The 23,270-nt window shown below is 43.4% G+C and carries 19 protein-coding genes and 1 riboswitch; of the genes, 3 read left to right on the forward strand and 16 right to left on the reverse strand.

Annotation, left to right across the window (positions count from 1 at the left end; translation table 11 throughout):
- Window positions 1–245: 245 nt before the first annotated feature.
- The 13 genes from mgtA to purC all read right to left on the reverse strand — a co-directional run bounded on the left by mgtA (window position 246) and on the right by purC (window position 16,865).
- On the reverse strand, window positions 246–2,837 hold the full coding sequence (mgtA, locus tag IGJ44_RS09570; protein WP_074535231.1) for a magnesium-translocating P-type ATPase: 2,592 nt from the start codon (window positions 2,835–2,837) through the stop codon (window positions 246–248).
- A 187-nt stretch (window positions 2,838–3,024) separates the two neighbouring features.
- Window positions 3,025–3,196, reverse strand: a riboswitch (M-box (ykoK) riboswitch).
- A gap of 422 nt (window positions 3,197–3,618) precedes the next feature.
- Window positions 3,619–4,143, reverse strand: a complete 525-nt coding sequence (locus IGJ44_RS09575) for an Ltp family lipoprotein (RefSeq protein ID WP_240934881.1) — start codon at window positions 4,141–4,143, stop codon at window positions 3,619–3,621.
- Window positions 4,144–4,726: 583 nt separating this feature from the next.
- Complete coding sequence (gene guaC, locus IGJ44_RS09580) at window positions 4,727–5,704, reverse strand: GMP reductase (RefSeq protein ID WP_005230038.1); 978 nt, start codon at window positions 5,702–5,704, stop codon at window positions 4,727–4,729.
- A gap of 210 nt (window positions 5,705–5,914) precedes the next feature.
- Entirely contained in the window at window positions 5,915–6,829 is a 915-nt protein-coding gene (locus IGJ44_RS09585; RefSeq protein ID WP_074535230.1) for an aldo/keto reductase, read from the reverse strand.
- Window positions 6,830–6,998: 169 nt separating this feature from the next.
- Window positions 6,999–8,285 carry a phosphoribosylamine--glycine ligase gene (purD, locus tag IGJ44_RS09590; RefSeq protein ID WP_074535229.1) on the reverse strand — a complete coding sequence of 429 codons (1,287 nt, stop codon included), beginning with the start codon at window positions 8,283–8,285 and terminating at the stop codon, window positions 6,999–7,001.
- Between the two features lie 16 nt (window positions 8,286–8,301).
- The gene (purH, locus tag IGJ44_RS09595; protein WP_074535228.1) at window positions 8,302–9,837 is read right to left on the reverse strand and encodes a bifunctional phosphoribosylaminoimidazolecarboxamide formyltransferase/IMP cyclohydrolase; all 1,536 of its coding nucleotides are present in this window, start codon (window positions 9,835–9,837) and stop codon (window positions 8,302–8,304) included.
- Window positions 9,830–10,414, reverse strand: coding sequence for a phosphoribosylglycinamide formyltransferase (gene purN / locus IGJ44_RS09600; RefSeq protein WP_074535227.1), 585 nt, complete (start codon window positions 10,412–10,414; stop codon window positions 9,830–9,832). The genes purH and purN overlap by 8 nt, the downstream gene beginning before the upstream one ends.
- Entirely contained in the window at window positions 10,411–11,457 is a 1,047-nt protein-coding gene (gene purM / locus IGJ44_RS09605; protein WP_074535226.1) for a phosphoribosylformylglycinamidine cyclo-ligase, read from the reverse strand. Before purM ends, purN begins: the two co-directional genes overlap by 4 nt.
- A 115-nt stretch (window positions 11,458–11,572) precedes the next feature.
- Window positions 11,573–12,997, reverse strand: coding sequence for an amidophosphoribosyltransferase (gene purF, locus IGJ44_RS09610; RefSeq protein WP_010749590.1), 1,425 nt, complete (start codon window positions 12,995–12,997; stop codon window positions 11,573–11,575).
- Entirely contained in the window at window positions 12,982–15,210 is a 2,229-nt protein-coding gene (purL, locus tag IGJ44_RS09615; RefSeq protein ID WP_430605664.1) for a phosphoribosylformylglycinamidine synthase subunit PurL, read from the reverse strand. The genes purF and purL overlap by 16 nt, the downstream gene beginning before the upstream one ends.
- Window positions 15,203–15,880 carry a phosphoribosylformylglycinamidine synthase subunit PurQ gene (purQ, locus tag IGJ44_RS09620; protein WP_010749588.1) on the reverse strand — a complete coding sequence of 226 codons (678 nt, stop codon included), beginning with the start codon at window positions 15,878–15,880 and terminating at the stop codon, window positions 15,203–15,205. Before purQ ends, purL begins: the two co-directional genes overlap by 8 nt.
- A complete protein-coding gene (gene purS, locus IGJ44_RS09625; RefSeq protein ID WP_010749587.1) occupies window positions 15,877–16,149 on the reverse strand; it encodes a phosphoribosylformylglycinamidine synthase subunit PurS in 273 nt (90 codons plus the stop codon). The genes purQ and purS overlap by 4 nt, the downstream gene beginning before the upstream one ends.
- Window positions 16,140–16,865, reverse strand: coding sequence for a phosphoribosylaminoimidazolesuccinocarboxamide synthase (gene purC, locus IGJ44_RS09630; protein WP_430605665.1), 726 nt, complete (start codon window positions 16,863–16,865; stop codon window positions 16,140–16,142). The genes purS and purC overlap by 10 nt, the downstream gene beginning before the upstream one ends.
- A 214-nt stretch (window positions 16,866–17,079) precedes the next feature.
- On the opposite strand from purC, the gene IGJ44_RS09635 reads away from it, so the two are divergent.
- The 3 genes from IGJ44_RS09635 (at window position 17,080) to IGJ44_RS09645 (ending at window position 20,270) form a co-directional block, all read left to right on the forward strand.
- Window positions 17,080–17,514: a hypothetical protein gene (locus tag IGJ44_RS09635; protein ID WP_087627619.1), complete on the forward strand. Its 435-nt coding sequence runs from the start codon at window positions 17,080–17,082 to the stop codon at window positions 17,512–17,514.
- A 100-nt stretch (window positions 17,515–17,614) separates the two neighbouring features.
- The gene (locus IGJ44_RS09640; RefSeq protein ID WP_167827053.1) at window positions 17,615–18,220 is read left to right on the forward strand and encodes a DUF1054 domain-containing protein; all 606 of its coding nucleotides are present in this window, start codon (window positions 17,615–17,617) and stop codon (window positions 18,218–18,220) included.
- A 1-nt stretch (window position 18,221) separates the two neighbouring features.
- The gene (locus IGJ44_RS09645; protein ID WP_167827054.1) at window positions 18,222–20,270 is read left to right on the forward strand and encodes a penicillin-binding transpeptidase domain-containing protein; all 2,049 of its coding nucleotides are present in this window, start codon (window positions 18,222–18,224) and stop codon (window positions 20,268–20,270) included.
- 48 nt (window positions 20,271–20,318) lie between these two features.
- Here the strand turns inward: IGJ44_RS09645 and purB are convergent, their stop codons facing one another.
- The 3 genes from purB to purE are packed head-to-tail and all read right to left on the reverse strand — an operon-like array spanning window position 20,319 to window position 23,230.
- Window positions 20,319–21,617 carry an adenylosuccinate lyase gene (gene purB, locus IGJ44_RS09650; protein WP_005231933.1) on the reverse strand — a complete coding sequence of 433 codons (1,299 nt, stop codon included), beginning with the start codon at window positions 21,615–21,617 and terminating at the stop codon, window positions 20,319–20,321.
- 13 nt (window positions 21,618–21,630) lie between these two features.
- The gene (purK, locus tag IGJ44_RS09655) at window positions 21,631–22,758 is read right to left on the reverse strand and encodes a 5-(carboxyamino)imidazole ribonucleotide synthase (protein WP_015509893.1); all 1,128 of its coding nucleotides are present in this window, start codon (window positions 22,756–22,758) and stop codon (window positions 21,631–21,633) included.
- A complete protein-coding gene (purE, locus tag IGJ44_RS09660) occupies window positions 22,742–23,230 on the reverse strand; it encodes a 5-(carboxyamino)imidazole ribonucleotide mutase (RefSeq protein ID WP_010749580.1) in 489 nt (162 codons plus the stop codon). The genes purK and purE overlap by 17 nt, the downstream gene beginning before the upstream one ends.
- Window positions 23,231–23,270 lie beyond the last annotated feature (40 nt).

A 23,270-nucleotide genomic window follows, 5' to 3' on the forward strand; every position in this document is an offset into this window, starting at 1 on the left:
ATCACATTAAAGCAATCGCTTTCTTCAGTTTTTTCTTTTCAGATTCTTTTTTTTATTTAAGAATATTACAGCAATCATCATTTTGCTAAACAGATTTACCATTAACCTCCTTTTATTACTTGTGAAGGATTCGACTTGAATCAAAAAGAATTTTCTTAAGATGAGAAAAAAATAATACAGAGATCGGATAAAAAGAAACAGATCGGCAATTCTCCCCTCCATAGGAAGAACGCCGACCTGTTTTTTTAAATCCATTCTTTCGTTACATGAATGTAAATGCGTTTGGCAAATTCAACTGTTACTAAATAAGCGAAATTGATACCAATAAACCATGGCCAGTAGCTTGATGGCAGCGCCGCAAAATCGAAGACGGTGTGCAATGGCGTCAAGATAACTAAGAAGCCAACTGCAATTGCTAAGACGCTGGAGATCAGGACTGCCGGTGAAGCAATACTATTGATAAATGGTAATTTTCTTGTTCGGATCATGTGAACAACTAAGGTTTGTGTCGTTAAGCCGATCATAAACCATCCTGCTTGGAACAAGGCTTGCTCTTGGATCGTATTTGCACTAAAGACATGCCACATCACAAAGAAGGTCAAAATATCAAAGATGCTGCTGACCGGTCCAATGCCGACGGTAAACTTCAATAGTCCGCCCACTTGCCATTTGACTGGTTTTTCTAACTCTGCTTTGTCTACGTTATCCCATGGAATCGTCAATTGTGCCATATCGTACACCAAGTTTTGAACCAACAATTGAATGGACAACATTGGTAAGAAAGGTAAAAAGGCACTAGCAACTAAAATCGAGAAAACATTCCCGAAGTTCGAACTCAACGTCATTTTGATGTACTTCATCATATTGGTAAATACTTTGCGCCCTTCGATGACCCCTTTATCAAGGACATTCAAACTTTTTTCTAATAAAATGATCGAGCTGGCATCTTTGGTGATATCCGCTGCTGTATCAACCGAGATGCCAACATCTGCCGTGCGTAAAGCAGGCGCATCGTTGATGCCATCTCCCATAAAGCCGACCGTATGGCCTGCTGCTTGAATGGTTTCAATGATTCGTGATTTTTGCATTGGGTTTAATTTTGCAAACAGATTGGTTTTTGCAGCTTTCGCTGCTAACTCTTCATCTGATAGATGATCAATATCGGTTCCCAATAAGTATTTATCTGCATCGATACCAACATCTCGGCAAACTTTTTGCGCAACGATCGCATTATCTCCAGTCAACACTTTGACATTGATGCCATGACCGTGTAAAGAAGCAATCGCTGTTTTGGCTGTTTCTTTTGCTGGATCTAAGAAGCCCATAAAGCCAATCATGATCATGTCTTGTTCGTCTGCTACAGAATAAACGGCATCTGCGTGGGCATCGCGTTTTACGGCAACCGTTAACACACGCATCCCTTGTTTATTCAAGCGCAGGTTCACTTGACGTAATTGCTCTCTCAATTGAGGAGTCAGTTCCATCACTTTGCCATCAACTTCTACGTACTTGCAGACTTGCTCCATTTCTTCAGCTGCACCTTTTGTGACCATTAGTTGATGACCATCCGCATTGACAACAACCGTCAAGCGGCGACGTGAAAAGTCAAAAGGAATCTCATCGATTTTTGTCACATCGTTAAATGGCGCTGCCAAACCTTCTTCTTCATAGTAGTTTAGGACTGCGATATCCATCAGGTTTTTCCACCCTGTTTGATAGTAAGAATTTAAATAGGTCATATCAAGAACCTGTTTATCTTCTACGCCAAACGGGTTTAAATGTTGTACCAGCACGACACGATCTTCGGTGATCGTACCCGTTTTATCGGTACATAGCACATCCATTGCACCTAAGTTTTGAATTGAAGGCAATTCTTTGACGATCACTTTTTCTTTTGATAAAGAGATCGCCCCTTTGGCTAAGTTACTGGTAACGATCATTGGTAGCATTTCTGGCGTCAAACCAACTGCTACTGCAATCGCGAAGAACAACGCTTCGCCCCAATCACCCTTGGTTAATCCATTGATCAGTAAAACGATTGGGAAAAGAACCATGACCATTCGCAACAATAGCTTGCTGACTTTTGTTAAGCCATCTTCAAAGGTTGTTTTGCCCCGTTTCGTGGTCGCATTTTTAGCAATATCGCCAAAGAATGTACTTTGACCGGTTTTCAATATAATGGCTTTTCCTTGACCACTTAAGACATCGGTACCCATGAAAACAAGATCTTGCATATCTAGTGCAGAAATTTGTTCATCGCTTTCTTTGATCCCAGCATCGACAAATTTTTCAACGGGCATTGATTCGCCTGTTAATGAAGATTGATTGATAAATAAATCTTTGGTCCAAATCAAGATCGCATCCGCAGGGATCATGTCGCCGGTTGCTAAGGTGACGATGTCTCCTGGAACGACCTCATCCATTGGAATTTCTCTCGTGATTCCATCTCTGGTTACGGAACAAGTATTTTCAATAAGTTCTTTTAACGCTAAGCTTGCTTTTTGGGAACGGTATTCTTGGACGAAAGTAATCATGACACTGGCTAAAATCATGATTCCCATCACAATCACTGCTTCAATATCGCCTGTTACAAAAGAAATAATCATTAATAGGGCTAAAACTAACACAAAGGGATCTTTAAAAGCGCCTAAGATCATCAACCAAGCGGGTGTTGGTTTTTGTGCGTCGACTTTGTTTGGACCATACTCTGCTAAACGTTCTGCAGCATCTTCTTCCGATAACCCTTGGAAGGAGGTCCGCATCTCCATCAACAATTCTCTTTCGGTCAATTTTGCAAGTAATTTTAGTTCTTGATCTTTAGATAGTTTTTTTAACATCTTTTTTTCCTCCTAGCACTTAGGAGTTGCTTACGCCACCCCTAGCGATTCGATAACTACTCCGCTGTTTCATCTGGGGACTGGGGTATTCCATGTGAATCTTCCTTTCTTTTTATTAGGTAAGTCACTGTGGAACGCGCGCAAAAGACACAAAAAAACGCACGCTCCCAATAAGCATGCGTAAAAAACTCATGATCATTGTAGAGCTTTAGCACTATAGGGCGTAGATAGCAAACTTGCTATCAGCTGCTTTGGGTTTAACCTTCACGATTAGACCTGTCCTACCAACTAAGCATCTCTCGATGCTTTTGCGGCAGCAGCTTGTGTCCATATAGGAGCCTCACCTAACAATTATTTGTATAAAATGTCAGTTCGTCGGAAGTCTTTCTTCCAACTACCCACATAATAACTGCTATCCTAACCAATGTCAACAGCATCTAAGGAAAAAAGCACCCTTTTTTCCAAGTTTTCTATAGGTTTTCAAATGAAAGGTCTTACAATAAAATAACAACGTTAAAGAACTGATGTGATTTTATATTTCAAAACATTTGTATCTATGTGCTTGTATTCCTTTGTTCGCGCAGACTGCTTCAAGTTAACTAATGCCATACCGCCCTATTCACTATGCTGATATTCCATTAAAATCAAAAAAGACAGCTAAGAGACTAATCAAGGTCCCATAACTGCTTTTTAGAAAGGAATAGCCATTGAGAGTTCTGACTATTTTGTCCTAGCAATACTGATTTGTATTACTTTAAAGTGTGACAGGAGTTGCAGTAAATTAATCAGCTAGATTATCAATAGCATATTGCGCTTGCTCTGGGGTATATTTATCTCCGTATTCAGATACTAGCTGATCATATAATTCACTATCAGACATTGGCATCAGGTCTAAATAGTTTTCAGCCGCTTTCAAAGCATTTGCATTCCAGTCAGTTTCAACATTGTCCACGGCATATTGGGCAGCTTCTTCAGGATAACCATCACCATAACTTGATGTTAGTTGTTCAAAAAGTCCTGCCTTACTAAAGGGCATTAATAAAAGATAGTTTTCAGCTGCACGTAAAGCATTTCTGTGTTCTCTGGGAATTGTTGCATCTTCTTCAGCTTGATCTTCTTCATCAGCTTCTGGTTCTTGAAGCTCACTTGTTCCTGTATCTGAATCATTCTCGTTTTGAATCACTTCTTCAGCATCCGCAATTTCTGAACCATTTTCTCCATCCCCGTCAGATGATGGGATAACGAAGCTTATAATACCTAAAACCACAACTAATCCCAAAAAAACTTTAACGATTTTTTTAATCAAATTTACTCCTACTTTCTTTTTCAATTCACTAGTTAATATCTTTCACAAATAAGGGTAGCATAGCACGAATAGGCTTACAACAGCAAAATACCACCATTTTTTTGACAAAACACATGGATGGCAGCTGATTTGATTCATTTTGCAGATTCTCGTTTTCATTAATTGATAATGGACAACTTAATAAAAAAACAATTAGAGAAATATCTATTTGTCGTGTAACATCGATACTCTTTTCATCAAACACATCAGTTGCTGAATATCCTCATAGCAATCCTGTCACTCAGTTACTCTAAACCTTCTAAGAAAAAACGAGCTTACACTCACTGATGATTCGAGAGAAAAACTAGTGTCTTTTCATTAATAAAGGTTAACAATGAAGGTTAATTCAATAAAATCCGTCAATATAGAATCATTCTTAATGAAATAAGTAGTCTTTTAGGACTTTCCTGTCATTTTCTTCTATCCTGCTAATACAGCACATTCATTCAAGAGTTCCTCTTACCTTACGATAATGGATCAGATGTTCTTTTATTCTATGAGAACAAAAAAACGACCTTAAAAGGCCGTTTCTTCCATATAAAAGTTAGATCGTATCTCCATTGAAAATCGAATTTTTTACGATTACGTAATCCACTTTACGAATCGATTCTAAATCTTTTCCACCTGCATAAGAGATGGATGACTGCAAGTCTTGCTGCATTTCAACTAACGTGTCTTTCAAAGAACCTTTGTATTGAATCCAAATTTTCTTTCCTTCCACGTTTTTCTTTTCACCTTTTTGAAATTCTGATGCAGAACCAAAGTATTCTTTCATCACAACGCCGTTTTCTACCTTAGTTTCCCCTGGTGATTCTTCATGACCTGCAAACAATGAACCGATCATGACCATTGTTGCACCAAAGCGGACAGATTTAGCGATATCGCCGTGTGTCCGAATGCCTCCATCTGCAATGATTGGTTTGCGAGCAGCTTTGGCACACCAGCGTAGTGCTGCTAACTGCCAGCCGCCAGTCCCGAAACCAGTTTTGATTTTTGTGATACAAACTTTCCCTGGTCCAATGCCGACTTTCGTTGCATCTGCACCAGCGTTTTCCAATTCACGAACTGCTTCTGGCGTTCCAACATTTCCAGCGATCACAAACGTTGCTGGCAAATGCTTCTTGATGTGTTGGATCATATTGATCACGGCGTTTGAGTGGCCATGAGCAATATCGATCGTAATAAAATCAGGAACAAGCTCTTTGTCAGCTAGTTCTTCCACAAAGGCATATTCATTTTCTTTGACACCTACGCTGATAGAAGCAATCAAGCCACGGCTTTTCATTTTTTTGATAAATGGAATCCGCGCTTCTTCATCAAAGCGGTGCATAATATAAAAATAGCCATTTTCAGCTAAAAATTCTGCGATCGAATCATCAATAATCGTTTGCATATTTGCAGGAACAACAGGCATCTTAAACGAGTGTCCGCCTAATGTCACCGTGGTATCACATTCTGAACGGCTGTTCACGATACACTTGTTAGGAATCAGTTGTATATCTTCGTAATCAAAAACTTTCATGTCAAACATAAAAATATCCTCCAAATCTTACTAAGAGTGAAGCAAGCATCAAATGGCATCCGCCTATTTTTAACGCCCACAACAATTTAAACCACCTAGAAGTGAAATACAAGCTTTTTAGAAATACTTTTTGAAAAAAAAGGATGAATGTTCGTCTTTTGCGAACATTCATCCTTATAAGTACTGAAAAAAACGGGATTTACTAATAAATTACGGCAAGATGTTCCCAGCTGCTTTATACACCTCATACCATTCATGGCGAGTCAATACGATCGAAGATGCTTGTGCGATTTCTTCGATCCGATGCGGGGTCATCGTTCCAGCAATCACTTGCATGTTTGCAGGGTGACGTAAGATCCACGCAGAAGCAATACCTGTTGGTGTCGTTTGATACTTGTCCGCTAGTTCAGTCAATTTTTCGTTCAACTCGGGGAATTTCTCGTTACCGATAAAGACACCTTCGAAGAAACCATATTGATACGGAGACCAAGCTTGGATCGTCATCTCAAGCAAGCGAGAATATTCAAGAATTTCTCCATCATGATCGACACTACCAGCATCCGTCATGTTGACATGAATTCCTTGATCGATCATTCCCGTATGCATGATCCCGAATTGCAGCTGATTCGCTACTAAAGGTTGGGAAACATATTTTTTCAACAATTCGATTTGACCAGGTTTTTGATTGCTGACACCGAAGTATTTCACTTTGCCGTCTTTTTCTAATTGATCAAAGGCAGCTGCCACTTCTTCTGGTTCAAACAAAGTGTCAGGGCGATGCAATAGTAGCGCATCCAAATGATCGGTTTTCAAACGCTGTAAACTACCTTCCACGGAAGAAATGATATGCTCTTTCGAAAAATCAAACATTTCACCTGGAACGATGCCACATTTTGATTGAATAAACAACTCTTCTCTTTTGGCATCCGTTTTTGCTAACGCTTCCGCAAAAATCGTTTCACACTCCCCGCGCCCATAGATATCGGCATGGTCAAAAAAGGTAATGTCATTTTCAATCGCTGTCGTCAATACTTTCACTGGGTCTTTGGCATTGTTGATTCGCATCAAACCTAAAATCACGCTAGATACTTCTAAATCAGTGGGACCGAATTTAATTTTTTTCACGTAAAGTTCCTCCTTATTTAAACTACATTCTTATTTTAGCACAACAAGATGAAAACGCTACACCAACGTCAAAAAAACCTCCTATAAAATGAAAACCACCAGCACAACCGATCGGTTCTACTGGCAGTCATCCTTTACTTTCAATTTGCATTACCCATAGAAACGTTCTTTACTTCATCGCCTTTGATGAGTTGCTATAGTGTAAGGCTTTGTCACCAATGTCATTTCGATAAAACAAACCCGACAAAGGCAATTTATTGATTGCTTCATAGACGTTCTTTTGTGCAGTAGCTAAATCCTCAGCTGAAGCTTCCACAAGAAAAACACGACCACCAGCTGCCGTCAAATCGCCTTGATCAGTAGTCTCCTCCACTCCTGCATAAAAGAATTGCGTTCCTTCTCCTTGAGGAGATGGAACAGGCATTCCTTGCTGATACTTGCCAGGATATCCTTGCGATGCAATCACGACACCGATCGAAGCCGCTTGATTCCATCGGATCACAGGCACTCGATCCTGCAAGAGATCATCAATGATCTGTGCCAGACTACTATCTAAACGACTTAACACGACTTGCGTTTCTGGATCACCAAAACGCGCATTAAATTCGATGACTTTCGGTCCATCATTAGTAGCAATCAGACCTGCATAAAGAATACCAGTAAATGGTGTCTTATTACGAATCATCCCTTTTGCTGCAGGAAGTAAAACTTCTTTGACCGCTTGATCGACCATTTCTTGCGGAATCTGCGGTACTGGTGTGTATGCCCCCATACCTCCTGTATTCGGCCCTAAATCGCCATCAAACGCACGTTTATGGTCTTGGGCAATGACCATTGGATAGACGGCTTCGTCCTTAACAAACGCCAAGAGCGAAAACTCTTCGCCAGCCAAAAACTCTTCGATCACCACTTTTGCACCACTTTCACCAAAAGCATTTTGCTCCAGCATCGCTTCGACAGCTGCATTCGCCTCATCAACGGTTTCAGCAACAACTACGCCTTTGCCTGCCGCTAAGCCATCCGCTTTGATAACGATCGGTGCACCTTTAAGTTGGATATACGCTTTTGCTTGCGCACTATCTGTAAAACTTTGATAGTCAGCTGTTGGAATGTGATTGGCCCGCATCAATTCTTTGGCAAACTCTTTTGATCCTTCGATCATCGCTGCTTGTCGATTGGGACCAAAAATTTCCAAGCCCGCCGCCTGAAAATCATCTACGATGCCATTTAGTAATGGAACTTCTGGACCAACGAAGGTCCAATCAACCTCCTGCTCTTGAGCAAAAGCAATCAAACCTTCATGATCGGACTCTTCAATTGCGACTGTCACGATCCCGTCTTTTCGCATTCCAGGATTGCCCATTGCACAAAAGACTGTTTCAACTTGAGGGTCTTGCAGAAACTTTTTTGCGACGGCATGTTCTCTGCCACCACTACCAATAACAAGTATTTTCATCGTCTTCTCCTATTTCTTAGTGTTTAAAATGACGAACACCAGTAAAGACCATCGCCACACCGTACTTATCTGCCATGTCGATCGATTCTTGATCTTTGATACTACCACCAGGTTGAATAATCGCTTTGATTCCTTGTTGTGCTGCATATTCGACACTGTCATCCATCGGGAAAAAGGCATCGCTTGCCAGCACTGAACCAGCCAATTTATTGTTTTCACGGGCTTGTTCCACAGCGATTTTCACTGAACCAACGCGGTTCATTTGACCAGCACCGATCCCGACGGTTTGCTGTTGATTGGCTAAAACGATCGCATTGGACTTCACGTGTTTCACCGCTTTCCAAGCAAATGCCAAGGCTGCGATTTCTTCTGGTGTCGGCTGTCTTTTGGTCACCACGGTCCAATCTGCTGGTGACTCCATTTGATCGTCTGGTTCTTGCACCAATAAGCCCCCAAGGACAGAGACAACTTCTGGCTGTTTGGCTGCTTTTTCGAAATCAACAACCAGCAAGCGCAGATTTTTTTTCTTCGTTAGGATTTCAAGTGCTCCTTCTTCAAATGCAGGTGCAATAATGATCTCAAGAAAAATCCGCTGCAGCTGCTGCGCAGTTGTCACATCAACTGGACGATTTAAGACGATAATCCCGCCAAAAATCGACACTGGGTCTGCTTCGTAAGCTTCTTGGAAAGCTTCAGCAATCGTTTCTCCACTTCCGATTCCACATGGATTCATGTGCTTTAGGGCTACTGCAGTTGGCTCTGTAAATTCTTCTGCGATCCGTAAGGCAGCGTCAGCATCTTTAATGTTGTTGTAAGACAATTCTTTGCCGTGGATTTGTTTTGCGCTGGCAATCGAATAGGGCACGGGTAATGCGTCTTGATAGAAGGAAGCTTTCTGATGACTATTTTCACCATAACGCAATGTTTGTTTCAAAACATAGGTTTTCGTCAAGTTCTCCGTTTCTGTTTCAGCCACCGCTTTGGTCAAGTATTCACCAATCAAGACATCGTAGGCTGCGGTATGGCGGAAGACTTTGGCAGCTAATTTCTTTCTTGATGCCAACGTCGTATTGCCTTCCTTCAGCTCAGTTAAAACCCAGTCGTAATCCTTGGGATCAACGACAACAGTTACTGAGGAATGGTTTTTCGCCGCAGAACGCAGCATGCTTGGTCCGCCGATGTCGATATTTTCGATTGCGTCGGCTTCTGTGACATCAGGCTTGCTGATCGTTTCTTTAAATGGATAAAGATTGACGACAACGAGGTCGATCGGTAAAATACCGTGCTCAGCCATTGCCTCCATATGAGAAGGCAGATCACGTCGCCCTAACAGACCACCATGCACCCGCGGATGTAGCGTTTTTACCCTACCGTCCATCATTTCAGGAAATTCTGTGATCGCTTCGATGCCGATCGGTTGAAGCCCTGCTTCCTCCAAGACGGTTTTGGTCCCGCCAGTTGAAATGATTTCAAATCCTAAATTGGTCAATTCTTGGACAAATGGTACCAGTCCTTCTTTGTCAGACACACTGATTAATGCACGTTTATTCACGATTTGATAGCCCCTTTTCCACAATTTCAGCTAAAACAGCTGGATAGATTTGGTGTTCCACTTGATGAATTTTCTCTGTCACACTTGTTAACGTATCGTCGGTGTCAATCCGAACGATTTCTTGGGCAATGATTGGCCCTGTATCAATGCCAGCATCGACATAATGAACCGTAACCCCCGTCACTTTCACGCCATAAGCGAAGGCATCGGCAATCCCAGATTTGCCTGGGAAGCTCGGCAACAACGAGGGATGGATATTGATGACTCTGCCTTCATAAGCGGATAATAGGGTGTTCCCGATGATCCGCATATACCCAGCTAAAACAATAAAATTGATGGCATGATACTGCAATTCTTCGATCAATTTCCTTTCAAAGGCTGCTTTTGACGCAAAAGCCGCTGGCTCCAAGACAAGCGTTTCATAGTCTCTTGCGCGGGCTTTTTCTATCACTGGCGCTGCAGGTTTATCGGAAAAGACCAATCCGATCTGCGCCCCTTTGATTTCATTAGCCTGGATCGCATCGGCGATCGCTGTAAAATTGCTGCCCGTTCCAGAAGCAAAGACGGCGATCCTCATCGGACTGCCTCTTTAAAGCAGACAGCTTCGTTGTCACGTTTCGTCACTTTACCGATCCGATACGCTGGTTCTTCATTGGCGGATAGAAGCGCCATTACTGCCGCAACATTTTCTGGCGCAACGGCTAAGACCATACCGATCCCCATGTTGAAAATCTCGAACATTTCTTGGTGAGGAATCGCGCCATGAGCAGCGATCAGATCAAATATCGGCAACTGCGGCCAAGTGTCTAAGGAGATTTCTGCCGCCAGACCTTCAGGCAGCATCCGCGGGATATTTTCAACAAAGCCGCCACCAGTGATATGAGAAATTCCAGCTAGCCATCCTTCTGTCAATAAAGGCTTCAATGCATCCACGTAAATTCTCGTTGGCGTCAATAAACTTTCTGCAAGTGTTTGGTTGCCAAGTTCTGCAAATGTTTCTGCTCCTGTATAGCCATGCTGTTCAAAAAAGACTTTTCTGACTAAAGAGTACCCATTCGAGTGAATGCCTGATGAAGGCAAACCAATCAGCTCATCGCCTTCTTTGATGGTTTCTCCAGTGATCAAGCGACTTTTTTCGACGATTCCTACGGCAAAGCCAGCAAGATCATATTCTTCTGGTTGGTACATTCCCGGCATTTCAGCGGTTTCCCCACCAATCAGGGCAGCACCCGCTTGCACACAGCCCTCTGCGACACCAGCAATGATTTGTTCGATCTTTGCAGGATCGTTTTTACCGACTGCAACATAGTCAAGGAAGTAGATAGGTTCTGCCCCTTGAGCGACGATATCATTCACGCACATTGCGACGCAATCAATGCCGATCGTTGTGTGCTGTTCTTGCTGGATCGCCAATAAAAGCTTAGTTCCTACACCATCTGTCCCAGAAACGAGTACTGGTTCTTTCAATTGGTACGATGATAAGTCAAAACAGCCACCAAAGCCCCCGATTGCCCCCATCACGCCTAGACGTTCTGTTCGTTTCACATGCTTTTTGATCCGTTCGACTACTTCATAACCGGCTTCGACATCGACACCGGCTTTTGCATATGCATTTGCCACGTTCGTTCCTCCTCAATCATTCATCCGCTTTTCTTCATTCAGCTCATTCGTCGTTAACGCAAGTAAACCAGCGGTCCTTCACTGCTTCGTTTGAAAACCCATTTTTGCCTACAATTTATTCAGCTAAAGACGCGAGATAGTTTTCTTCATAATCATACAAAGGGGTTGGATAATCGCCATTGAAATAGGCCATACACAATCCTGAGTAAGGTGCGTCAAAATCTAAACCGATCGCTTCGATCAACCCGTCTTCACTTAAAAAGGCCAAAGAATCTGCTTCGATTTTTTCACAAATCTCAGCTTCCGTATATTTGGCTGCGATCAATTCTTTTCTCGTTTGAATGTCGATCCCGTAAAAACACGGATAGCGCAAAGGCGGCGAACCGATACGTACATGAACTTCTTTGGCACCTGCTTCTTTTAGCAGTTGCACGATACGGCGGCTGGTGGTTCCTCGGACGATCGAATCGTCGACTAGAATCACTCGTTTGCCTTCGACTACGCCACGAACAGCTGAGAGCTTCATCCGTACACCTTGTTCCCTTAACTCCTGCGTCGGTTGAATAAACGTTCGTGCGATGTATTGATTTTTTACTAAGCCTAATTCATAGGGAATACCTGATGCTTCTGCGTACCCGCTGGCAGCAGATAAGGATGAATTCGGTACACCAATGACCATATCCGCTTCGATCGGCGCCTCTTGTGCTAAGCGACGGCCCATATTTTTACGGGCACGATGGACGTTGACGCCAGCGATGTTGGAATCAGGACGGGCAAAATAGATAAACTCCATCGAACATATCGCAGGTTGTACTTCTTGGGTATACTGTTCAATTTGAATGCCTGCATCATCAATGATCACGACTTCGCCTGGTCGGACATCACGAATAAATTCCGCACCGATGACTTCCAACGCACAGGTTTCTGAAGCCACCACATAAGCACCATTGACCATTTTCCCGATTGACAATGGCCGAAAGCCATTGGGGTCTAGTGCTGCGATCATGGCATTTTCGGTCAGTAAAAGGTACGCAAATCCACCTTTAACTTGATTTAATGCCTCCTTGACCCGATCCATAAAAAGCGGTTCTTCGCTGCGACGGATCAAGTGCATGAGAATCTCTGTATCGGAATTCGAGTGGAAAATCGCACCAGCCTTTTCTAAGGATTTCCGTAGACTTTTCGCATTCGTCAAGTTGCCGTTATGAGCTAAGCCAATCTGCTGATCAAAAAATTTGAATAAAAATGGTTGAATATTATCAACGCTACCATTACCAGCAGTTGCGTAACGAACGTGACCAATGGCAGCATCTCCTGTCAGACGCTGGAGGACACGTTCATCCGAAAAGACTTCCGCTAGCAACCCTAAATCACGGTGGCCATTGAGTTTCCCCGCATCATTCGTGACAATCCCTGCACCTTCTTGGCCGCGATGTTGCAAACTGTGTAGTCCGAAGTAGGTGACACGAGCGGCATCTGGATGACCCCAAACACCAAAAACCCCACATTCCTCGTTGAGGCTCTTTACTTCATTAAACATGGAATGGCTTCCTCCCATTTCAATTTCGCCTCAGTAAGGGGCATCTCGATCGTATCATCTTGTGCTTGCATGCGAATCTGGCCATCAGCAGTCACTTCCCCGATCGCTGTTGCAGCAGCGCCTACCAGCGCTTCAAAAGCTGCTTGCTTATCAGGTGCGACTGAAAGCACAAATCGGGATTGGGTTTCTGAAAACAATTGTGCTGCTGGCAATGACACGGTCACATTTAGACCAAAGCCCTTGTCAAAAGCGGATTCGGCTAAAGCGATCGCTAAACCACCTTCGGCACAATCGTGGGCACTTTGAACAAGACCTGCTTGGATCGCTGCGGTAACCAATTGTTGGTTCATTTTTTCTGTTTCAAGGTCAAAGGACATTAAACGCCCAGCGATCTTTCCTGTCTGCAGTTTTTGCAATTCAGACCCATTGAAGTCAGCATGGGTTTCCCCTAGGACATAGATCGCATCCCCCGCTGCTTGGAAATGCTGCGTCGTGATATGCGCCAGCTCTTCGATCAATCCGACCATCCCAATTACCGGCGTTGGATAGACCGATTGTCCGTCCGTTTCGTTGTATAAGGAGACGTTCCCAGAAATTACTGGTGTCTCTAGCACACGACAAGCTTCTGAGATCCCGTCAGCAGCCGTGGATAACTCCCAGAATCCTTCTGGTTTATCTGGCGAGCCGAAGTTAAGGCAGTCAGTGATCGCCAATGGACGCCCACCGGAAGCGACGATATTTCGAGCAGCTTCTGCAACTGCGATCTGTCCGCCGACTTCTGGATCTAAGTACAGGTAACGAGCATTACAGTCAGTCGTCATCGCCAAGGCTTTATTGGTTCCCTTGATTCGTAAAACAGCGGCATCACTGCCGGGTCCTACCACGGTATTGGTACGAACTTGCGAGTCGTAGGTTTCAAAAATCGAGCGTTTTGAAGCGATCGTCGGCTGCTGCAGTAGATCGGCAAATACAGACGTTGCTGAGTGAATCACTGGAACAAAGTCTGGTGTTTCCTTAAACACTTTGATCCGTTTCGGTTCTGCCATCTCTTTGTAGTAAGTCGGCGCATCTTCAGCTAAAGCATCTACTGGCAAATTAGCGACTTCCTGTCCGTGATGGAACAAACGATAGTTGCCATCATCTGTTACTTCACCGATCACGACGGCTTCTAGATCATATTTCTTAAAGAGTGCTTCCACTTCAGTTTCATGTCCTTTTTTGACACAGATCAGCATCCGCTCTTGGGATTCTGACAACATCATTTCATAAGGTGTCATATTGGTTTCTCGTTGTGGAACATCATCTAACGTTAAGCGCAACCCTGATCCGGCTTTTGATGCCATCTCGGCACTAGAAGAAACCAATCCAGCAGCACCCATATCTTGAATTCCGACTAAAATGTCCGAATGATCCACGATCAATTCCAAACAAGCTTCCAACAAAAGTTTTTCCATAAAAGGATCACCGACTTGTACGGCGGAACGTTGTTGTTCTTCCCCTTCGACAAATTCTTCCGATGCAAAAGTCGCCCCATGTATCCCGTCGCGTCCTGTTTTTGCGCCGACATACATGATGGTGTTTCCAACACCTTTGGCCTGCCCTTTTTGAATATCCTTGTGGGCAATGATCCCTACACACATCGCATTGACTAATGGATTGTCTTCATAACAAGGATCAAATGCCACTTCACCACCGACGGTCGGAATCCCAATACAGTTGCCATAGCCACTGATCCCAGCAACGACTTCTTCCAAAAGATATTTCGTTCTTGGATTATCTAACTCACCAAATCGTAAGGAGTCTAAAACAGCAATCGGTCTTGCACCCATACTGAAGATGTCGCGGATGATCCCACCAACACCAGTTGCTGCTCCTTCATAAGGTTCCACCGCAGAAGGATGATTATGGCTTTCCGCTTTAAAAACGACGGCTAGATCATCGCCGATATCCACGATACCCGCACCTTCGCCAGGTCCTTGCAGTACTTGCGGCCCTTCTGTCGGGAATTTCCGCAAAACAGGTTTGGAATTTTTGTAAGAACAATGTTCACTCCACATCACTGAAAAGAGTCCAGTTTCGGTATAGTTCGGTAAACGCCCCAAAATATCTTCTGAGATCATCCGATATTCTTCTTGGGTCAATCCCCATTGCTCGTATAATTTCGTGTCTTTGATTTCTTGTGGTGTAGGTTCTTTTACGATCATTTTATCCATTTACAGGCACCTTCCCAAAATTTTTCAATAATGAAGCAAAAAACTTCTTGCCATCTTCTGAGCCCAGTAAGCTTTCCATCGCTCGTTCTGGATGAGGCATCATGCCTAGAACATTGCCAGCTTTATTACAGATACCAGCGATGTTGTGTAGGCTGCCGTTGACGTTATCTTCATAACGGAAAACGATTTGATTGTTGGCAACCAATTCCTGATAAGTCGTTTCATCACAATAATAATTGCCCTCACCATGAGCGACAGGAAGCGTAATGACTTGATCCGTTTCATACTCAGAAGTAAAAGCTGTTTGATTATTCACTTGCAGACGGACCGGTTTGCAAATAAAATGGAGTGATTCATTTCTTTGTAAAACCCCTGGTAACAAGCCCGCTTCCGTTAAAATTTGAAACCCATTGCAGGTACCAAAGACAGGTTTGCCTTCATTTGCCAAACGAATGACCTCTGACATGATCGTAGAAAAACGGGCAATCGCTCCGCATCTTAAGTAATCACCATAAGAAAATCCTCCTGGAAGCAAAACACCGTCAAAACCGGCTAAACTGTCTGCATCATGGCGCACATATTCTGCTTCTGCCCCCATGATATCTTTGATTGCCCACATCAAATCAACATCACAATTTGATCCAGGAAAAACGATCACTGCAAATTTCATAGGGCCGCTTCCTCCATTTGAACCATTTCATAACGGTAGGTTTCCATATTGACATTTGCCAAAAGCTTGTCGCAGATCGCTTCGATTTCTTCTGCTACAGCTGCTTGTGTTTGATTGTTTGAAGGTGTCACTTTGATTTCAAAGTATTTCCCGATCCGAATATCACTGACATCTTGATACCCCAAGCGATGAACCGCTCCTTTCACAGCTTCCCCTTGAGGGTCTAAAACAGATTCCTTATAGGTTACATAAACTTTGACTAAATACATGCTGAATTCTCCTTTTCTAAACGATTTAAGACTTCTTCATAAACAGGAACGATGTCCCCTAAATCACGTCGATAAACATCTTTATCAAGATGCTCATTTGTCCCCATATCCCATAAACGACAAGTATCTGGTGAAATCTCATCAGCCAGAAGCAACTCGCCCTTTTTGGTTTTGCCGATCTCGATTTTAAAATCGATCAAGCGAATGTTGATGTTCGCAAAGATTTCCAGTAACGCAGCGTTGACTTGCAGCGCCAATGTTTTGATCTGGTCCAGCTCCTCTTCTGAGGCAAGCCCTAGATAAAACACATGATCATCATTGATAAACGGATCATCCAAGCGATCTTCTTTGTAGTAAAACTCTACGATCGGCTTTGGCAGTTTGGTTCCTTCTTCGATGCCCAAGCGCTTTGAAAAACTACCAGCAGCCGTGTTGCGAACAACGACTTCTAAAGGAATCATGGTGACAGCTCGAATTAATTGTTCGTGTTTAGACACTAATTGAAGAAAGTGACTTGGGACATTTTTGTCGGCTAGCCGCTGAAAAAGATGCGCAGTGATCTGATTGTTCAAGGCACCCTTTCCTACAACGGCATCTTTCTTTTGACCATTCAATGCAGTAGCTTGATCCAAATAAACGACTCTCAATACATCCTCTTCGTTGGTTTTAAACAATTTCTTGGCTTTTCCTTCATAAAGAAGCACTTCTGATTTCATAATCCACCTCAGTTAAGTAATATTTTTCACATAGCGATGACACACATCTTTATTTGCTTATTATTCTAACAACGCAGAAAAAGCGGGTCAACGATTATCTGTACATTTACATATTAATAAACACGAATGTTCGCTTTTTACCCAGTTGGTTGAAAGTAGATCCCTCTTTAGAAGCAGCAAAGGATTTATAAAGCGTTTACAATATTCTTTTTTCATGCTATATTTAGGTCGTATTGTAGCTACATTCAAGGAGGAGTACTATATGTGGTCGCTAAAGAATCGTGCTGAACTTTTTTTAGCTCATTTATCAGACAAAGAAAAACAACAGCTCCATAACGAATTATTGGCCGTGCAGCAAATCCTTTCCATCAACCAACAAACAAGTTTCTATTTATTCAGTCCCTTCAAAAAAGGGGCGCGCCCTCATTATACCGAAGAACAAAAGCGTGTTCTACAATTTCAAAATGAACGCAATGACGAATTGATTATTCATCAAATCCATCGCCAAAGCTTATTTAAACATACGTATTCTTTTCGGATTTATTTTAATTTAGAAGAAATGGATTTTTCTTTCTTGGATGATCTTTTGCATCTTTTGAAGGAACAAAGCCAGACACCAACGTTTAAATTGAGTCCAGCGGCAAATTGACTGAGTATCCTTCAATAAAAAAAGGTAAAATAAACAAAAGCCCGTAATTTATCGGGCTTTTTTTGTTATACTATTTTCAGACAACAGAAAGGATACGATTATGCTATTTACGAAACAATCATTTGATGCTTTTTCTTTAGAAACGTTAGACGAACGAATGGAAAAAATCCGTGCCGAGATTCAGCCGATTTTTCAAACGATCGGTGAGGCAGCGATCCCATTAATTGAAGAAAGCTGCCAAGAGCCTTTTTATTTGCATATTGCTCAGCACCGACGCAGAACCGTCTACCCTCCTGCCGAAACCTGGGCAGGGATCGGTCCGAACAAACGAGGCTATAAAATGGATGCCCACTTTCAAATTGGGATCAATCAAGCGTATGTCTTTGTTTGGCTCAGCGTGATCGATCAACCGAAAAATCAGGCAACGATCGCTGAATCCTGGTTGGCCCAAAAAGAATTATTCGATCAATTACCAGCTGACTTTACACTTTCTCCTGATCACACAAAATACGACCACCACCCTATCGCCATGTGGCCAACCTATCTGGAACGATTGAAGAAAGTCAAAAAAAGCGAGCTTCAAATTGGAAAGATTTTTCCGAAAGAAATGATCGAAGACGTTGAGCTGGCGGATATTTTAGCAGTTTATCAAACGCTGTTGCCGCTTTATCATGCCCGTATGACGGCTTTGAAGGAGGAACAATAATATGTCAGAAAATCGGCGCTCTCGCAACGAAAAGCCAGCGAAAAAGCCCAAGCGCTTCGTCTGGTTGGCACTTCCTGCCGCCTTATTGGTACTAGGCGGCGGCTATTATGGTTATACCGTCTATCAGGATCGGCAAGAAGAAGCCGCTGCTAAAAAAGCCCTCACTTCCTTTATCGACGCTTTGGCCGATCAGAAGTACAGTGACTTGCCTGCCTTCGTGTCTGAAGACAGTTTAGCATCAACCGGCTTTACCGCAGACGAAGTCTCTGCAAAATACGAAGCGATCTTCACTGGTATCGGTGCTGAATCATTTAAAGCCTCTGGGATTGAGGTAACTCCTAATGACAAGGATTCCGATCAATTCAATTTCCAATACAACGGTTCCTTGACCACCTCGTTAGGTGAATTAACCGAGCTTTCTTATAGCGGCACGATCACTGTAGCTGATAACGAAGCCAAGATCGATTGGTCCCCTCAGTTGATCTTTCCAGGAATGGAGGGACAAGACAAAGTCAGTATTTCCGTAGATAATGCCACTCGCGGTGAGATTCTCGACCGAAACAACGAACCACTAGCAGAAAATGGCACGCTTTATCAGTTAGGCGTCGTTCCGGGGCAACTGGGCACGGGAGACGAAAAAAACGCCAATATCAAAGCGATCGCGGAACGTTTCGACCTGACAGAAGAAGCCATCAATCAAGCGTTGGGGCAATCTTGGGTTCAAGATGAGTTGTTCGTCCCCTTGAAGATCATCGAACCAACGGATGAGATGCCAACTGGAACAAGTTTAAAAGAAACGACTGGACGCACTTACCCACTTGGGGAAGCTGCCGCCCAACTGATTGGTTACTTAGGAAATGTAACAGCGGAAGATATCGAAAAAGATGAAACACTAGCAAGCAACGGACAAATTGGTCGTAGTGGTCTGGAAGCTGCCTTCGATAAAGAGTTGCGAGGAGAAAACGGCGGAAAAATCGCCATCACAGATGAAGATGGTGCTGAAAAAGTCGTCCTGTTAGAAAAAGAACGCGCAGATGGCAAGGATATCCACTTGACCATTGATGCCCAAGCCCAAAAGACGGCGTTTGACTCCTTACAAAACCAAGCAGGAGCAACGGTCGTTACTGAACCCAAAACTGGCGATCTGTTGGTACTTGCCAGCTCGCCAAGTTATGATCCCAATAAAATGACCCAAGGGATCTCACAAGAAGATTATGATGCGTATGAACAAAATGAAGACCTGCCTTTCATCAGCCGCTTTGCTACGGCCTATGCACCTGGTTCGACCTTTAAGGCCATCACTGGTGCGATCGGCTTGGAAAATGGCACGATCGATCCTACGCAGAGTATCGCGATCGATGGATTGAAATGGCAAAAAGATAGCTCGTGGGGCGACTACTTTGTGACGAGAGTTACTGATGTAGCTTCTGTGAATCTCAAGGATGCACTGGTATACTCTGATAACATTTATATGGCGCAACAAACCCTATCTATGGGCGAAGATACCTTTCGTGACGGCTTGTCGAAGTTGATTTTTGGTGAAACATTGGATTTACCGATCGCGATGAATCCTGCTCAAATTTCAAATGAAGACTCCTTCAATTCGGACATTTTACTGGCAGATACCGGCTATGGCCAAGGAGAATTGTTATTGAATCCAATCCAGCAAGCGGCGATCTACTCCGTCTTTGCCAATCAAGGGAAGCTGGTCTATCCCCGTTTAGTGAAAGAGGAAGAGCAAAAAGACAAAGAAGTCTTTAAAGCAGAAACGATCGATCAAATCAATCAAGATTTGACCGCCGTTGTTTCCGATCCAAACGGAACTGCACATTCCTTGGCAGCATTAAACATTCCATTGGCTGCTAAGACAGGAACAGCTGAAATCAAAGAAAAGCAAGATGAAAAAGGCCAGGAAAACAGTTTCTTATTTGCCTTTGATTCGCAAGACCAAGGATTTCTGATGGTCTCCATGCTAGAAGATCGCCAGGAAAACCAATCAGCAACTGGTTTAGCACCTGAGCTATTGACCTACTTAGCTGAACATTATTAAAAAAAGCCGCAACCATCAGACAAGGATCTGAAGGTTGCGGCTTTTTTCTTATTCGGCTAAACCGACACGTTCAAAGATCGTGTCGACTTGTTTTAAATGATGGTTGTAATCAAACGCATCGTCTAAGTCTGCTTTGGACAACACATCCGTAATGGCTGGATCAGCTTCTAATAGTGGACGGAAATCCGTTTGCTCATCCCAAGCTTGCGCTGTTTTTGGCTGAACCAAGTCATAGGCTTGCTCTCTTGTCATACCGTGATCGATCAATTTCAACATCACTCGTTGGCTGTAGATCAATCCAAAGGTCGCATTCATATTGCGCTTCATATTCTCTGGGAAAACAGTCAGATTTTTGACGATATTGCCAAAGCGATTCAGCATATAATCGATCAAAATCGTCGTATCCGGAATAATGATCCGTTCTGCCGATGAATGTGAGATATCCCGTTCATGCCACAGTGAGACATTTTCATAAGCTGTCACCATATGGCCGCGAACGACTCGTGCAAGTCCCGCCATATTTTCAGAACCGATTGGGTTACGCTTATGGGGCATGGCAGAAGAACCTTTTTGACCTTTTGCGAAGAATTCTTCAACTTCTCGGGTTTCTGATTTTTGTAAGCCCCGGATTTCGGTGGCAAATTTCTCAATGCTAGTTGCGATCAACGCCATTGCAGAGAAATACTCTGCATGCAAGTCACGAGGTAGTACTTGTGTGGAAATATCTTGCGCACGAATCCCTAATTTTTCACAGACATACTCTTCGACAAACGGTGGAATATTTGCAAAGGTTCCAACTGCTCCGCTGATCTTTCCTGCTTCGACCCCTTTTGCTGCCCGCTCAAAACGCTCGACATTGCGTTTCATTTCCGCATACCATAAGGCTAATTTCAAGCCAAAGGTCGTTGGTTCCGCATGTACACCATGGGTACGTCCCATCATTACGGTATGTTTGTATTCTTTGGCTTTTTCACCAATGATCGTCACAAAACGATTTAAATCTTCCCGAATCAAGTCGTTGGCTTGTTTCATCAAGTAGCCATACGCAGTATCAACAACATCCGTCGACGTCAAGCCGTAGTGGACCCATTTACTTTCATCACCTAAAGATTCAGAGACTGCTCGGGTAAAAGCAACCACATCATGTCGCGTTTGCGCTTCGATCTCTAAGATACGGTCGATATCGAAGGTTGCTTTTTCACGAATCAAAGCAACATCCTCTTTCGGTATCTCCCCTAGTTCCGCCCAAGCTTCATCCGCCAATATTTCTACTTCTAACCACGCTTGGTAACGGTTTTGATCGGTCCAAATAGCACCCATTTCTGGTCTTGTGTAACGCTCTAACATGTTATTATCTCCTTTAATCCCAAATATTGGTTTGATAGATTTCTTCAGTGGTCTCTGCGATATCTTCTGTCAAAACAGTGATATGACCCATTTTACGCCCGGTTTTCGCTTCTTCTTTGCCATAGTAATGGAATTGCCAAGCAGGTTTTGTGGCAATCAACTCATACGTTTCTGTCAATTCATCGCCTAAGACATTGACCATGACTGCTGGTGAAAGCAATGACACTTCTGGTAATGGCCAGCCACAGATCCCCCGGATATGGGCATCAAACTGACTCATGGAACAAGCTTCGATCGAATAGTGACCAGAATTATGTGGTCGCGGTGCCAACTCATTGACATACAAGCCGCCACTTTTAGTCAAGAACATTTCGATGGCTAAAACGCCTTGCAGATCCAAGGCCTTCGCAATAATATGAGCGATCCGTTTGGCTTCTTCGGCAACTTCTGGATCAATGCGCGCAGGAGCGATCGTTTGATGCAAAATATTGTTGCGGTGGATGTTTTCTACCACTGGGAAAGTGGTAAAGGTTTCTCCATTACCAGCAACTAAAATCGACAATTCTTTTTCAAAAGGAATCCACGCTTCTAATTCGCACGTCCCTTCACGCAGTAAGTTCATCGAAGGCGCTAAGTCCGCGGTACTGTATAACACGTGCTGCCCTTTTCCGTCATAACCGCCTCTAGTCGTTTTTAACACACAGGGATAACCGATACTGTCGATGGCATCTTGGATATCCGTTGGACTGATGATCGTGGCATAAGGTGCAATTACGATATTGTTAGCCTCTAGAAATGACTTTTCTAATAAACGGTCTTGAGTGATTGCTAACAGGTCAGTCCCTTGAGGGATATGGGAATAAGGCAAAATGGAATTCAAAGCCTCGACACTGACATTTTCGAATTCATAGGTGATCACGTCGGCACGTCGAGCCATTTCTTCTAAAGCAAACACATCATCGTAGGCAGCAACAATATGCCAATCAGCGACTTGGGCTGTTGGACAATTGGCAGTAGGGTCTAAGACGCCAACCCGAAAGCCCATTTCTTTGGCACTCATTGCCATCATACGACCTAGCTGTCCTCCGCCAACGATTCCGATCGTTGCGTTGGGCATTAAAGGTTTAATCAAGTTGATCACTACTTTCCAATACAATTTCTTTTAATGTATTTCTTCGCGCGTTTAATTTCTCCGCTATCTCTAAATCATACATGGAAAGCATCTGCGCTGCAAGTAGTCCTGCGTTAGTTGCGCCAGCTTTTCCGATCGCTGTTGTTGCTACTGGTACCCCAGCTGGCATCTGCACGATCGATAGTAGGGAATCCAACCCGTTTAATGCGCGAGATTGTACAGGCACACCAATGACGGGCAACGTTGTTTTCGCTGCGACCATTCCTGGCAAATGAGCTGCTCCTCCTGCTCCTGCGACAATGACTTTGATTCCTTCTGCACGAGCAGTTTCGGCAAATTCGAACATCAAATCTGGTGTACGATGTGCCGAAACGACTTTTTTCTGATAAGGTATCGCTAACTCATCTAAAATCAAGCAGCACTCCTTCATTGTTTCCCAATCTGACTTGCTCCCCATAATCACTGCAACTGCTGGTTTCATTTGATTTTCCCTCCAACGATTTTTTACTAGTTTCTTCTGA

It is taken from the genome of Enterococcus sp. DIV1368d, assembly GCF_050542975.1.
GTDB lineage: Bacteria > Bacillota > Bacilli > Lactobacillales > Enterococcaceae > Enterococcus_D > Enterococcus_D casseliflavus.